The following is a 13,661-nucleotide window of genomic DNA, read 5'->3' as shown; positions in this document are numbered from 1 at the left end:
AAGAAAGCCGCCGAACTCTGGGAGGCAGCGTCCTGCATTCATATGACGAGGAAAGGCTTGACCGGAAGATGGCGGACACGGCCATCTGCCGAAGATTCGCCATCCGCCGCTTCTAAAGCATGAGAATGGCGATGGCCGCCATGGAGTTGGGACGCGATGCACGCCTTCAAGACCGCTTTCGCCGCAATCGTTCTCGTCCTGATGGCGCTGATGCCCGCCGCAGCGCAGAGCCAGCCCGCCGCAGCCGGCGCCGGGCTCGAACCGCTCGTGATCGTGAGCGGCGGCACGCGGCATGCCTTCCAGGTTGAGGTGATGCGCACGCCCGACCAGCGCGCGAAGGGGCTGATGTTCCGCAACTACATGCCGGCCGACCGAGGCATGCTGTTCGATTTCGGCGCCAGCGAGCCGGTGGCGATGTGGATGCAGAACACCTACATCTCGCTCGACATGCTGTTCATTCGAGCGGACGGCACCATCGCGCGCATCGCGGAGCGGACGGAGCCGCTTTCGACGCGCACGATTCCCGCCGGCGAGCCGGTGCTGTCGGTGCTTGAGATCAATGGCGGCGTCAGCAAGCAGCTTGGCCTCAAGCCCGGAGACAAGGTCGAGCATCCGCTGTTCAAGCGCTGAGAGGCGGCGAGGCGGGGGCTGCTGGCAAATAAAGTCCGCGTCGTGACGACCGCCCGCAAGGCTTCGTGAACGGCGGGCCAGGCTTCGGGTTGCGCTACCGTGCGGGGACGAAGGCGAAGATCACGTTCTCCCACGACGAGGCGGGGACGACGCCCGGGATGCGCCAGCGCAGCGAACGCGGCAGCTCCCGGCGAACGTGGGATCCGTCCGCTTCCGCTGTCAGGGCCTGCCGCGGCTTCTCCGATTCGTCGTTCTCGTCCCTGTTCGACGGGTCGATCTCCCGCACAAGGTGCGGCTTGGGGAAGTGCTTCTCGCGCTCCCTTCTGGCCTCTTCCTGCTCGCGCCTCGTCTTTGCCAGGCGCGCAGCGCGCGAGAGCGGATTTCCTCGTTTCATGGCGCGTTCCTTCAGGGCTTTGCAGCTATGAGAAGCTGGTGGAGATGCAGGGCTGCACGCGCGATGTACGCAGCCAGGACGAGCACAACGAGCACTCTGATCCAGGCGTTGATCGGTGAGGCTTCGGCAGGACCCCGGCTGTGCCGGAACGGTGCGACCTGTTTCATATCGGCGCGTTCCTTGTGGCGTGGAGTCGAGCGCTTCAAGGAGTGCGCCACCGGCGCCCGCCGAAGGCCGCCGCCTTCCGCAGCAGGCGAGCCGCTTCTCGAGCGGCGATAGCGTCGGCCGCCGGGTTACATGGGAGGGGAGCGATGCCCGTTCCCAAGAGCGATGGAGGGACGAGACAAACGGCCGGAAAACATCGCTGGGCGTTAATGGGAACTTCCTGTTCCCAAACCGTCCCGACGATGCTATTTCGTTCCGCGTTGCGGCAGGTGGTTTTGGAACTGTCGTGATGGTTTTGCGAGTGATACGATACACTTGCGGACTGTCGGGGTATAGCGCAGCCCGGTAGCGCATCTGCTTTGGGAGCAGAGGGTCCCAGGTTCGAATCCTGGTGCCCCGACCATTCCAGACCGGTACAATACGGCCCGGCTCCCGGGCCGGAGCAAATCTGGTGACGGCCGAGCGCTATTCATGACCGCACGCATCTACCGACCGGCCCGTACGGCCATGCAGTCCGGCACCGCCAAGACCGAGCGCTGGCTGCTCGAATACGAGCCGGAGCGGCCGCGCGAGATCGAGCCCCTTATGGGTTGGACCTCTTCGTCGGACATGAAGAGCCAGCTCAGGCTCTGGTTCGACAACGAGGCGGAAGCCGTCGCCTATGCCACGCGCAACGGCATTCCTTTCCGCGTCGAGCAGCCGCATGAGCCGAAGCGTCGCTCGGTCTCCTACTCGGACAATTTCAAGTATACGCGCGTCGGTCAGTGGACGCATTGACGCGATGACGACAGGCGAGGGGCCTTCCCTTCGCTTTCGGGCCCGTAGCTCAGTTGGATAGAGCAATAGCCTTCTAAGCTATCGGTCGCAGGTTCGAATCCTGCCGGGCTCGCCATTTTCCTAAAAACTCCTTTCCTTTTAAGGGGTTAGATCCGCCGATTTGACTAGCCGGTTTGTCGTTAGTCAAATCCTGATCGAATGCCGCGGCGGATTTCGCCATGGCGGCTCTGGCCAGCACCTTCCGCTGGGCTTCACGGCAATACCGCTCGATCTCCCGGATACAAGCTGGCGGCGGTCTGGTGTAACGACTGTGTTCGCTATGCTGAGATCAGCCTGTACGGGCTGCCTGGCGATCTGCCGATCCCGGACATCTGCCTGCGCTATCGCTGCTCCAAGTGCGGCGGCACAATCTCTCGTCTCGCGGGAGAATCAGCGAACACTACGAGAAAGCCGGGGAGCGCCGTGACAAGTCGACGAGGAGCCCGCCGGCAATCGTCGGCGGGCGTGGCTCAGCTGAGCACTGAATGATTGTAATGAAGCAGGACGTTCTGCTTCAGATCCTCCTCGTCGAGCGCCAAGGGCGCAAAACCGGCGACGAGACAGGCGATTCTGGTCCGTTCCCTTTCATGCTCGGGCTCGGGAATGGACCTCTTGACTTCATCCCAGACGGCCTCCAGCACGGCATAGGCCACAGCGAGATCGGCAGGATCAGTCAACGATAAAAACGGCATGACTCCTTTCCCCTAGAAGTGAACCGTGGGGAAAAATTTAGGTGCCGAGGAGCGGTTCGCAAGAGCTTTCACACCAGTGCGGAACCCCGCCCCGATTGATCAGGTTGAACCCTCGAAAGAGCGTTGTGGGAGGTGAAAAATGGTTGCGTTACGAAAGCCTGCAGGGCCGTCCGCGCGCGGGGGCGATGCCGCCTGAGTGTGAGCTTTATCGAGAGTGCTGCCAGGATGAGTATGGCAGCCGCCATATCGTCATTGTCTGGCGCGAGTGGCCCGGCCTCCCAACGACATCTTACACGCTCAAGGACGGCACACCCGTTCACTATGAAGATGAGTGCCGCTTCTCACTTCCATCGGGGAAAATGCTAATCCGGTGCGAGCACTAACGTCGATGGATGCTCCGGTGACGACCAAACCGCTGAAGCTCGAGCTGCGCGATATCACTCATCTTGCTGTCACAGTAGAACCGGGAGGGGCCGCGGTCATTGTTGGACGCGGATTTGACGATCGTGAAATCGAAATCCTGCTAGCGCCTGAAGCGCTAACGAAGCTCGAGGCTTTCCTGGGGCAAGCGAATCTGGAACAGGCTAAGCTTCGTTCCAAGCACTGATTTGCGCCGATGTCCTACCCACCCGACAACCCGCCCATGACCTTCTCTATCCTCGCCGGCCACGAGGTTTCGGCCTGGTCGGAGGAATGGAAGCACGAGTGCGAGGTGCGGTCTCTGGCCGAGGTCGATCACCAACGGCTGTAGATTGATCCAAGACTTGCCGGATCGGCACATCTATGGCGAATTGACGAGTATTGTCGGCGTTTTCTGGCTTCTAAGACGGTTTGACATCGCCCGCCCTCTCGTCGGCCGAGGCGGCACGGCGATTATACTTTCGCCCAAGCAGTTCGCGCTGTTGCGCGCCCTCGCCGCCGCTCCTCCAGGATCTGCGACAGCCCCGGCCGCTCCAGCGAGCGATTTCCCTCGGCGAGCACGAGCCTGACGCGCTCCAGCCCTGCCGCATGGGCAGCGTCGTCGGCAGTATCGACCTCGATCGCGACGATCGCGCGGGCGTCATCAGTCCCGGTGAGCCGACAGAGAAGCCAGTGCCCTCGTTGCGGCAACGTGAAGGTCGCCGCCGCGAACGGAGCGGCCGAGTCGAGCAAGATCGGCCGGGCGCGGCCGGCGAGGGCTTCCGTGACATCGCGGGAAAAGGGCGAATGGACCGTCGCCGCCTGCCCCGGCCCCGCCATGGCGAACAGCGCTGCCGGACGGCCGAGTGCCTGCGACAATTGCTCGGCCACAATGCGGTAGACCGAGTCCACACCGGTTGCAGCTGCGAGCGCGCTGCGGAGTTCGTAGATGCGCCGTATGGTCTGCTCGCCTTCCGTCGCCTGACCATCTGCCGCCTGAGCTTGCCGGCGAGCTGCCCCACGGCGAGGGCGACGACGAGTGAGGTGATCAGGTCGACGATCTGCGGCGGCTCGAAGACCAGCGCACTGAAGAGCGGCGGATAGAACAGCGTCGTCATCAGCGCGCCGAGCGCGGGGCAGCCATATGCTTCGATAGCGTTCCGCGGGGATACGCGCCACAATTTCACGGGCCGGGCGGCGATCATGCGTCGTCCTCGCGCTTGCCCGCTCGCGCCCCGCAGCGTAAACCGCGCGCGGCTTCGCCTTGATCGTGCCCGAAAGGCCCGGCAAGCGTGCGGCGTTCCAGCGCGACCGGCTTTCAGCACAGGCGCGGCCCGGCGGTCGCGAGGATGGATGATGTTTTCGCTCACGCCAGCGATCGACCGCCTGACGAGTTTCCTGACGGTCAGCCATGCGCGCGTTTGCGCCTTTCTGGTTCTTCTGTCGCTCGCCGCTTTTCTGCCCGGCTTCAGCACGCTCCAGCCGCTCGACCGCGACGAGCCGCGCTTCGCCCAGGCCAGCAAGCAGATGCTTGAGACCGGCGATTTCGTCGACATCCGCTTCCAGGATGAAGCCCGGCACAAGAAGCCGGTCGGCATCTACTGGCTGCAGAGCGCGGCGGTGAAGGCGGGCGAGGCGCTCGGCGTGCCGCGGGCGCGCACGCAGATCTGGCTCTACCGCATCCCCTCGCTGTTCGGTGCCATCGCGACGGTGCTGCTGACCTACTGGGCGCTGCTGGCCTTCCTGGCGCGGCGCTATGCGCTGCTCGGCGCCTCGCTGATGGCGGCCGCGGTGCTGCTCGGCGTCGAAGCCCGTATCGCCAAGACGGATGCCGTGCTCGCAGCCTGCGCGGTTGCCAGCATGGGCGCGCTGGCACGGGCCTGGTTCGACTGGACGCGCTCGCTCGCTTTCGTGCCGGACCGGCGCAATTGGCTGGTGTTCTGGGGCGCGACCGCGATCGGGCTCCTGATCAAAGGGCCGATCGTGCCGATGGTCTGGGGCCTCGCCATCCTGGTGCTGAGCGCGAGCCAGCGTTCCTTCCGCTGGCTGAAGCCCTTGCGTTTCGGGCCGGGGCTGCTGCTTTGCCTCATCGTGGCGCTGCCCTGGTTCGTCGCGATCATGCTCAAGACCGGCGGCAGCTTCTTCGCTGAGAGCGTCGGGCAGGACATGCTCGGCAAGGTCGCGGAGGGGCAGGAGAAGCATTGGGGGCCGCCTGGGTTCTACCTCCTGGTCTTCTTCGCGACCTACTGGCCGGCGGCGGCCTTCGCCGCGATGGCGGTGCCCTTCGCCTGGATCAGGCGCAAGGAACCGCAGATCCTGTTCCTGATCGCCTGGATCGTGCCGAGCTGGCTCGTCTTCGAGGCGGTGCCGACCAAGCTGCCGCATTACGTGCTGCCGCTTTATCCCGCGATCACCGCGCTGCTGCTGCTGGCGATGATCAATGGCGGCATCGACCGCTATCGGCGCGGCGCGGTGACAACCGCCTGCCTCGTGCTGATCGTCCCGCTTGCGCTGATGGGCGTGATCCTCTTCGGCAACTGGAAGCTCGACCAGACCCTGCCCTGGCTGGCTCTGCCCGGCTTCGCGCTGGTGCTCCTCGCTGCTGCCGGCGTCATTGCCGCCTTCCGGCGTCTCGACCTTGAAGGCGCGCTCTGGCGCTGCGTGCTCGCGAGCTTGCTGCTGACGGCCTCGGTCTACCCCTTCGCCATCGAGAGCCTGCGCTCGTTGAAGCTTTCGCCGCGGCTCGCCGAGGCGGCGCGGGCGGCCTGTCCAGACCCTGCCGTGCAGACGCTGGGCTATCGTGAGCCGAGCCTGGTCTTCCTGACCGGCACGAATCTCGGCATGGCTGCGAGCGGCCAGCAGGCGGCCGATTTCCTCAGCCTGCCCGGATGCCGCGTCGCCTTCGTCGAAAGGCGCTTCGCCGACGAGTTCCAGGCCGCGCTCGCGAACCAGCCGGTCAAGCCGCGCCTGTTCACGACGATCCGCGGCTTCAACCTCAATGGCGGCCGCCTCCTCGAAATCGCCGTCTTCGTCAGGGAGCCGGGTTGATAAATGCTTGCCCCCGGTCGCGTCGCATTTTGACGGAACTGTCAAAATGGGAAAAAAGCGTGATCGTTTCCTGTCGCTTGGAGCATTGCTTTAAGCGAAAAACCGGTTCCCACTTTTTTGCGCAATGCCCTATGGGCTGCGCTGACGCAGTTTGCGGGCCATTTTGCCGGAAGATGCCGTTTTGACCGAAACCTCCTCCCATCCCCTGCTCAGCGTCGTCGTGCCCGTGCGCAATGAGGCCGGCAACATCGCGCCGCTCGTCGCCGATATCGAGAAGGCCTGCGCGATGATCGGCCCATTCGAGGTGATCTACGTCAATGACGGCTCGACCGACGGCACGGCCGAAAAACTCGCGGAGCTGGCGGCGACGCGGCCCTGGCTGCGGGTCGTGACCCATGGCCAATCCTGCGGGCAGAGTGCGGCGGTGCGCAGCGGCGTGCGCCATGCGCGTTCCGCCATCGTCGCGACGCTCGACGGCGACGGCCAGAACGACCCCGTGTTCCTGCCGGAAATGGTGGAGACCCTGCAGAAGGGCGGCCTCCATGCCGGGCTCGTGCAGGGCCAGCGGGTCGGCCGCAAGGACACCGGCTTCAAGCGCTGGCAGTCGAAGGTCGCCAACGGCGTGCGCGGGCGGGTGCTGAAGGACGATACGCGCGACACCGGCTGCGGGCTGAAGTGCTTCCGGCGCGAGGCCTATCTGGCGCTGCCCTATTTCGACGCACTGCACCGCTTCATGCCCGCGCTGATGGCGCGCGAGGGCTACAAGGTGCTTCATGTCGACGTACGCGACCGGCCGCGCCTAACCGGCGTCTCGAACTACGGTTTCTTCGACCGGCTCTGGGTCGGCATCCTCGACCTGGCCGGCGTCTGGTGGCTGATCCGGCGGCGCAAGCGCGTGCCCCAGATCGTCTCGGAGACGATGTGATGCTGATCGACCTGCAACAAACTATCGGCAACTACTTCCACGACGTCTTCGTCAACAACATCGACTGGTGGGTGCTGCTCGGCGTCGTGGCGCAGGGGCTCTTCACCATGCGCTTCGTCGTGCAGTGGCTGGCGAGCGAGAAGGCCGGTCGTTCCGTCGTGCCGATGACCTTCTGGTGGTTCTCGATCGGCGGCGGTGCGCTGCTCCTGATGTACGCGCTCTACCGGCGCGACCCGGTCTTCATCCTCGGGCAGGGCTTCGGCGTCTTCGTCTACATCCGCAACCTGCAATTCGTGCTGCGCGCCAAGGCGCGCGGCGAGGATACGAATTCCGGGCCGGGCTAGGCAAAGGGCGTCATTCTCGGGCTTGACCCGAGAAACGCCGACATGACAAAGCGCAAGAGTCTCGTTCCTTACGAGAAGCTCGGGTCAGGCCCGAGTATGACGGACGTTCAACTGCGCTGCGGCGTTGACGGTTCGGCGGTCGCGCCTTGCGCCGGCGAGGGCAGGGGGTCTGTTGGCTGCTGCGGCTTGCGCATGGAGGTCGACAGGCCGGGATAGCGCTCGCGATAGGCCTTCAGGAATTCCGAGACGCTGTCGGCATTCGCGGTCGCGCGTGCCATCTCCCGGATATCGGCCGCGCGGGAACGGTTGGCGCCGGTGACGAAGGCGAAGGTGCGGGCATCGGCGCTGCGCGCCATTTTCGTCGCGAACTTGCTGCGCAGACGGTCCAGCGACAGGGCTTCGTTCGCCATCACATAGGAGACGCCGGCGCGCATCACGTCGGCTCGCTCGGCATCGGTCAGGGGCGCGTCACCGCGCCAGCTCTCGTCGAGGATACGCTCATAGGCCTCGCCGGCCTCGCGCCAGCGCCGCCCGGTCCAGTAGATGTCGGCGCGCAACCGGTCGACCTCGGCGCCGCGCTCGCCCTCCAGCATCTCCAGCGCCTGGTCGGTCCGTGAGAGATCGGAGAGCGCCTTGGCCTCCAGCAGCAGCCGGGCACGCTTGACGTCGGCGGGCAATTCGACGAGTCGGGTCGCGTTGATCGCGCGGACCGCCTCGGCCGGCTTGCCATTCATCAGGTCGATCATGGCGAGGCGGGCGGCGACCGTGGAGCGGGCTGCGCCGGTCAGGCGGCGATCCATCTGGTAGCGCAGGATCTCGGCGCTTTGATCCAGCAGGTCGAGTTCGACCAACCGGTCGGCGAGGAGGCGGGTGATCTCGTCGCCGCGCCGGCCGATCGGCAGGAATTCCTTGAAGTCGTAGAACAGCGCCAGCGCCTCGATGCGCGGCAGGGTACCAAGGCCTGCGCCGGTGAAGAGCTCGGCGAAGCGCTGAGCCGTTTCATCATGCATCCGGCGGGTCAGCGGATCGTCGGGGAAGTTCTCATTGGCCCGGCGCGCAATCAGGAAGGCGTCGCGCCAGCGCTGCTGGTCGGCATAGAGCCGGCCGAGCTCGGCAAGCGCCTCAATCTCGAGCCGCCCACCGCGCCAGATCACCGAGACGGTCTCCAGGCGGGCAATGGCCTCTTCCGGCTTGAGGTCCGTCCGTTTCTCGGCGTCGGCGAGCTTGACGGCGCGCAGCTGCGCCTCGGCGGCGACGGGCCGGCTCTTCGCCTCGAACAGCGCCTTGTAGCCGTTCATTGCCGCCTCGGGGCGGCCGCTGGCGTCGTCGAGCCGTGCCTGCAGCAGGGCGAGGTGCTCCTGGTCGAAGCTGCCGCGCGGCATGTCCGTGAGCGCCTGCACCTGTCGCTCGGCTACGCCCATGTCCTGCGTGGCGAACGCGGCGCGCGCCATCGCCTCGCGGAACTCGCCCTGAAGGTCGATGGGGTAACGGTCGAGCACCGCCTCGGCTCGGCGGAAGCCGACCATCGCCTGAGCGTTCCGGTTCAAACGCTGTTCGACCAGAGCGCGCCAGAGACCTGTCTCGATGTCGTCCTTGATGGCCTCGGCGTTGAAGGCGGCGACCGCATCCTGATCGCGGTGCATTTGGGCTGCGATGACGCCCCGCAGGAAGAGAGCCTCCCGGTTGCCGCGCATGGCCGGGTCGTCCGCCATCATCGCGCCGAGGGGGCCGGCGGCTTCCGGCATCAGGCCGTTGGCGGCGTAGAAGCGGGCGAGCGCAAGGCGTGCATCCGATTTGCGGCCGCGCGAGGCGTCGGTCACGTCGAGCATCAGCGTCCGGGCGCGGTCGCGCAGGTTGCCGAGCCTGAGTTTCGCCCAGGCATCGCCGTCGAGCAGCGGCGGGGATTCGCTCTTCTCGGCCTGTGCCTCGGCCTGCTGCTTGTTCGGCTCGGCAACATCGAGCGAAACAGTGAGGCCGCCGGTGCGGCCGATGCGCACCTGCTCGGTGCCGGCGCGCACCGCGATATCGTCCGAGCGCGGCTGGACAGCGAGACCTTGCGCGGTCTGGAGCAAGCCGAATTCGACGAACTGATACGGCTTGGGCGTGACAAGCACCGGCCCGGTTGCGGTGGCGACCGCGATCGGCAGGCCTGCGGGCCCGGCTTCCAGCCAGTGGATGCCGGTGAGCCCGGCGAGTGGAACGGCAAGGATGGTCTGACCGCGCTCATCCATGCTGCGCTGTGGCTTGATCACGGCGGCAGGCTTGCCCGCATCCTCGCCGAGATCGAGCGACCAGCCATTGCCATCATCGAAGAAACGGGCGAGCGGCTGGCCGGCCAGGCGCAAGCGGACGAGTGTCACGCGGCCCTCGCGCGTCACCGAACTCTCCGCGATGAGCTTCGGCAGCAGGCCGGCGAGGCGGGCGGGGTCGATGGTGTCGCGCGTGTCGAAGACCAGCGTCATCACGCCCGCATCGAGGAAGGCGGCGGCGCCGGTCTGGCGCGGAAAGCGGAAATCGAGGCGCGTCTCGGCAGCGGAGATAGCGACCGGGCCGGGCGGCGGTTCCTGGGCTGGCGCTACAGCGGCAGGCTGCGCGGGCGTGGCCGGCTGCACGGCCGGCTGAGGGGCGGCAGGCTTGGTCGGCTCTGCGGCGGCCGGTGCGGGCGTCGGCGTGGCCGGGGGCTGCGGCTTGTCGGTACCGGGCAGCGAGAGCGCGTCGATCTTGGCAGGCCGCAACAGGTCAACGACCAGCCCCGTTTCGTCGTTGAAGCTGCGGGCCTGCCAGTCCTTTGGCAGGGCGAGCGTCAGGGCGAGCGCATCCTTGCCGGCGTCGAGCCCGGACAGCGCGACGTCGGCCGGGAGTGCGTTGCGGATTTCGGCCGCCTCGACGTTCATCGGCTTGTTGAAGACGAGCTTGAGCGTGCCGTCCGAGAGGTCGCTGGAGAGCTTCGTCTCGGCGGGGGCCTTGAAGATTAGGCGCTCCAGCGTCGGCAGGCTGGCCGAGCGCATCGTCAGCACCGCAGGCGGAGCGGCCGGCTGGCGGGCGGCTTCGCGGGCCTTCGCTTCGGCGACGCGCAGCCGTTCGGTCAATTCCGCGATGGCTTCCGGCGGCGGGCCGGGCATCACGCCCGCCCAGTTCTGCGGCAGGAGATCGATGAAGGCCTTGTCGCCGGCCTCGATCAGGTTCGCCTTGTACGATTGGGTCAGCGCGAAGCGCATGCCGCGTCCATCGGGGTCGACGCGCGCAACCGAAACGTAATTGGGCAATTCGCGGGCGATGCGTGCGATATCGACGCGGACCGGGCTGCCGAAGGCGACGATCAGCACGCCGTTGGCGACGCGGATGCGGGTCTGGATCGGTTCGTCGAAGGCGAGCGAGACGCGGCCGAAGCCGGCCTGCATGGCCTCGCCGCGCATCGTGGCGCTGGCGGCCCATGCAGGCGCGTTCAGGCCGGCGGCGAGCGCGAGAGCGGCCAGCCCGATACCGAAGGCGAGGGAACGCGACAGAGGCAAACGGAATACTCGACCCAACGCGACTATGGCCTTTGCATCACGCAGACGCGGCGGCCCTCGGGCACGCTAGCGCGTCAACCATAATGCCGTCTTAACGGGAGCGGCATGGGGACCGTCGCAGCTGGAGTACATTGCATTTTGAGAGAGCCGTGCGGTCATTCCGGGCAAGCCGCCGCTGGCGGCGCCGATTCGGAAACCATCGGAGGGTTCGGCACTCTATGATGGATTCCGGGTCAAGCCCTGAATGGCGCCGCCTTCTAGCCGAGCACAGCAGTTCTACCGCAGCGGGGCGGGCGCAATCGCCGGCAGTTCGTTGCCGGGCAGCGAAGCCTCGTTCGCCACCCGTTCGAAGCCCGGCATCCGGCCGCTGGTCGCCAGCGCGACGGTCAGCTTTTCGGCGCGCTCCGGCGACATGGCGGCGAGCACCTCGGACATCTTGCGCGGATTCATCTGCTGCACCACCGGCACGAGCACGTCGAGGCCGAGGCGGTCGAACACGCGGGCGGCGTCCTTCGGCTTCATCGCCTCGTACATGATGACGAGATTCTTGATCGCCTTCGCCTCGTCGGCGGAGGCCTTGGCGGCTGGACTGACCTTCTCTTCCAGGGTCTTGAGATCGCCGACGCGGCCGTCGAGTTTCTTCTCGGCCGAATCCAGCAGGCGCTCGCGCATTTCCAGCTCGCGCATCCGGCCTTCGAGCTCGTCGCGGCGTTCGCCGAGGCGTTCGAGAATGGCCTTCTCCGCCGGCGAGAGCGGCTTGGCCGTGCCGTTCATGACGCCGGCCTTGTTGTTAGGGTTGGCGGCGCGGGCAGCCTCGGCCTTCGCCTCGGCTTCCTTCTTTTCCTGCTCCTTCTTCGGGTCGGGAGCGGGCACGGAGCCGGTCGTCTCGGGATCGAAGAAGTCCGGCGCTTGGGCGCGCGCGATGATCTTCGCCTGGCCCCAGACGTCCTTCTCGGCAACGGCCTTGCCGGCGGGGGCCTTCGCGAAGAACGGCGCGTCAGGGGGAATTTTGCCGGGGGCGGGGTCCGCCGTCCAGGCGAGCAGCTTCAGCGCCAGGAGACCCATGGCGCCGAGGATAACTGCCGGCAGGAGGCGGGGTCTTTCGATCACGCAGCCTGTTCCTCGAGGCGGCGGGCGGCGCGGGCACGGATGGCCGCAGCCGATTGGGCGGCGCTTTCAAGGCGGGACACCGGCGCGGGCTCGGCAACCGGAGCGGCATCCGCCGCCGGCGGCTTGGCGCCGACCAGGGTGGCGGCGCTGACGATCTGGCCGATGCGCTCCATCACCGCCTGGCCGGCCTCGACCTGGGCTGCGAGATCGGCGGCATAGCGCTCGGCGGTGCGCAGACGCTCCTCAAGTGTGCGGTCGCAATCGCCAAGCGTGAGCTTGAGGCCGGCGATGGCGCGCTCGGCATTGTCGGTGGCGGTGATGAGGGCGCCGACCGTCTGACGCATGCCGGCCTCGTCGGCCTTGAGGCGCTCGATGCGCTTGGTCAGCGCGAAGCAGGTGATGATGGTGGCGACCAGCAGGCTGGCGACCAGCACGTCGGCAATGAGATTGATCGTCATGGCATCCTGCTTCAGGTCGTGGCGCCGAGATGGCTGGCAAGGCTGTCGAAGGCCGCGAGGGTGGTCTTCGAGCGCCGGAGCGGGGCGACCACCTGGACGGCGATCTTGTCGTCGACGCGCCCGATCCGCCCTTCGGTGACGATGAAGTCGCCGCAGCGCAGCGAGACGGTGGAGTCGGGGCGGGTGTCGAACATCAGCGTGTCGCCGATCTCGAGCTTCATGACGCGCTTCAGCGGCATCTGCGTCTCGTGCAGCACGCAGGTGACGTCGACATCGGCCTGCCAGACCTCGGTCGCGAGATGGTTCTCCCAGATCGGGTCGCGCCCCAGCTTCTCGCCCATGAAGCTTTCGAGCAGCAATTCGCGGATCGGCTCGATGGAGGCGTAGGGCAGGAGGATATGCAGCGCGCCGCCGCGGCCCTCCATGTCGAACTTGAGTTCGACGCGGATCGCGGCGTTGGCCGGGCGGGAGATCGAGACGAAGCGCGGGTTGGACTCGACGCGGTCGACCGTGAAGGTCACCGGCGAGAGCGGCCTGAAGGCAGCCTCCGCATCGCCCAGCACCAGCTCGATGACGCGGCGGACCATGCGGATTTCGATCGAGGTGAAGGGGCGGCCGTCGATGCGCGGAGCCGGCTGGCCGCGCTTGCCGCCGAACATGGCATCGAGCACCGAATAGGTCAGCGCCGACTCGATGGTGACGAGGCCGAAATTGTCCCATTCCTCGGCCTTGAACACCGAGAGCAGCGCCGGCTGCGAGATCGAGTTGATGTAGTCGCCGAAGCGCACCGAGCGGATGCTCTCGAGCGTGACCTCGACGTTGTCGGTGAAGAAGTTGCGCAGGCTCGTCGAGAGCAGGCGCACCAGACGCTCGAAGATGATCTCGAGCATCGGCAGGCGTTCATAGGCGACCGAGCCCGAATCGACGATCGCCTGGATACCGTTGCGGGACGCGCCGTCGTCGCTGCTGGAGAAACCGAGCATCGTGTCGATTTCGTCCTGCGACATCAGGCGGTCTACGCCGCCTTCCGCTTCGCCGTCCTCTTCGATGATGTCCGGCATCGCGGCCCAGCCGGCCGCCATGCCTTCCGGCGTCAGCGGCTCGTCGGTCGGTGCGGGGTTGTCGCGCTCGGTGCTCATCGTTCCGCCGTCATCTCGTTCTCGGGCTC

General features: G+C 66.5%; 14 protein-coding genes and 2 tRNA genes. 9 read left to right on the top strand and 7 right to left on the bottom strand.

The features are described 5' to 3' along the window. Positions 1 to 156: 156 nt before the first annotated feature. Complete coding sequence (locus AC1DIN_RS01095; protein WP_476808370.1) at positions 157 to 630, top strand: DUF192 domain-containing protein; 474 nt, start codon at positions 157 to 159, stop codon at positions 628 to 630. A gap of 94 nt (positions 631 to 724) precedes the next feature. Here the strand turns inward: AC1DIN_RS01095 and AC1DIN_RS01090 are convergent, their stop codons facing one another. Next, on the bottom strand, positions 725 to 1,024 hold the full coding sequence (locus AC1DIN_RS01090) for a hypothetical protein (RefSeq protein ID WP_476808369.1): 300 nt from the start codon (positions 1,022 to 1,024) through the stop codon (positions 725 to 727). Between the two features lie 491 nt (positions 1,025 to 1,515). On the opposite strand from AC1DIN_RS01090, the gene AC1DIN_RS01085 reads away from it, so the two are divergent. The 3 genes from AC1DIN_RS01085 to AC1DIN_RS01075 all read left to right on the top strand — a co-directional run bounded on the left by AC1DIN_RS01085 (position 1,516) and on the right by AC1DIN_RS01075 (position 2,081). Continuing rightward, positions 1,516 to 1,592 (top strand) — tRNA-Pro (locus AC1DIN_RS01085). A 68-nt stretch (positions 1,593 to 1,660) separates the two neighbouring features. Beyond that, the gene (locus AC1DIN_RS01080; RefSeq protein ID WP_441469523.1) at positions 1,661 to 1,966 is read left to right on the top strand and encodes an ETC complex I subunit; all 306 of its coding nucleotides are present in this window, start codon (positions 1,661 to 1,663) and stop codon (positions 1,964 to 1,966) included. Between the two features lie 38 nt (positions 1,967 to 2,004). Further along, positions 2,005 to 2,081, top strand: a tRNA-Arg gene (locus AC1DIN_RS01075). Between the two features lie 394 nt (positions 2,082 to 2,475). On the opposite strand, the gene AC1DIN_RS01070 is transcribed toward AC1DIN_RS01075, so the two are convergent. Then, positions 2,476 to 2,697 (bottom strand): hypothetical protein, encoded by a 222-nt coding sequence (locus tag AC1DIN_RS01070; RefSeq protein WP_476808368.1) that lies wholly within the window; start codon positions 2,695 to 2,697, stop codon positions 2,476 to 2,478. Positions 2,698 to 3,097: 400 nt separating this feature from the next. Here AC1DIN_RS01070 and AC1DIN_RS01065 point away from each other — a divergent pair, with 400 nt between their 5' ends. Beyond that, positions 3,098 to 3,304: a hypothetical protein gene (locus tag AC1DIN_RS01065; RefSeq protein WP_441471603.1), complete on the top strand. Its 207-nt coding sequence runs from the start codon at positions 3,098 to 3,100 to the stop codon at positions 3,302 to 3,304. A 36-nt stretch (positions 3,305 to 3,340) separates the two neighbouring features. Next, complete coding sequence (locus tag AC1DIN_RS01060; RefSeq protein WP_476808367.1) at positions 3,341 to 3,448, top strand: DUF7696 family protein; 108 nt, start codon at positions 3,341 to 3,343, stop codon at positions 3,446 to 3,448. A 122-nt stretch (positions 3,449 to 3,570) separates the two neighbouring features. Here AC1DIN_RS01060 and AC1DIN_RS01055 read toward each other — a convergent pair whose 3' ends face one another. Then, positions 3,571 to 4,677 (bottom strand): hypothetical protein, encoded by a 1,107-nt coding sequence (locus tag AC1DIN_RS01055; RefSeq protein WP_476808366.1) that lies wholly within the window; start codon positions 4,675 to 4,677, stop codon positions 3,571 to 3,573. On the opposite strand from AC1DIN_RS01055, the gene AC1DIN_RS01050 reads away from it, so the two are divergent. The 3 genes from AC1DIN_RS01050 (at position 4,624) to AC1DIN_RS01040 (ending at position 7,413) form a co-directional block, all read left to right on the top strand. Continuing rightward, positions 4,624 to 6,144 carry an ArnT family glycosyltransferase gene (locus AC1DIN_RS01050; protein ID WP_476808365.1) on the top strand — a complete coding sequence of 507 codons (1,521 nt, stop codon included), beginning with the start codon at positions 4,624 to 4,626 and terminating at the stop codon, positions 6,142 to 6,144. The two genes, AC1DIN_RS01055 and AC1DIN_RS01050, sit on opposite strands and share 54 nt — an antisense overlap. Before the next feature lie 181 nt (positions 6,145 to 6,325). Continuing rightward, positions 6,326 to 7,069 carry a glycosyltransferase family 2 protein gene (locus AC1DIN_RS01045; protein WP_476808364.1) on the top strand — a complete coding sequence of 248 codons (744 nt, stop codon included), beginning with the start codon at positions 6,326 to 6,328 and terminating at the stop codon, positions 7,067 to 7,069. Then, entirely contained in the window at positions 7,069 to 7,413 is a 345-nt protein-coding gene (locus AC1DIN_RS01040) for a lipid-A-disaccharide synthase N-terminal domain-containing protein (protein ID WP_441471609.1), read from the top strand. Before AC1DIN_RS01045 ends, AC1DIN_RS01040 begins: the two co-directional genes overlap by 1 nt. 107 nt (positions 7,414 to 7,520) lie before the next feature. On the opposite strand, the gene AC1DIN_RS01035 is transcribed toward AC1DIN_RS01040, so the two are convergent. From AC1DIN_RS01035 to fliM, 4 genes are all read right to left on the bottom strand, one after another. Beyond that, positions 7,521 to 10,925: a tetratricopeptide repeat protein gene (locus AC1DIN_RS01035; protein ID WP_476808363.1), complete on the bottom strand. Its 3,405-nt coding sequence runs from the start codon at positions 10,923 to 10,925 to the stop codon at positions 7,521 to 7,523. Positions 10,926 to 11,201: 276 nt separating this feature from the next. Continuing rightward, positions 11,202 to 12,035: a MotE family protein gene (locus AC1DIN_RS01030; protein WP_441471611.1), complete on the bottom strand. Its 834-nt coding sequence runs from the start codon at positions 12,033 to 12,035 to the stop codon at positions 11,202 to 11,204. Then, entirely contained in the window at positions 12,032 to 12,493 is a 462-nt protein-coding gene (locus AC1DIN_RS01025; protein WP_476808362.1) for a DUF6468 domain-containing protein, read from the bottom strand. The genes AC1DIN_RS01030 and AC1DIN_RS01025 overlap by 4 nt, the downstream gene beginning before the upstream one ends. Positions 12,494 to 12,504: 11 nt before the next feature. After that, entirely contained in the window at positions 12,505 to 13,632 is a 1,128-nt protein-coding gene (gene fliM, locus AC1DIN_RS01020) for a flagellar motor switch protein FliM (RefSeq protein ID WP_441471613.1), read from the bottom strand. Positions 13,633 to 13,661: the final 29 nt, after the last annotated feature.

Source organism: Allobosea sp. 05T438 (assembly GCF_056396025.1).
This window is presented reverse-complemented; position numbering and strand designations above follow the sequence as displayed.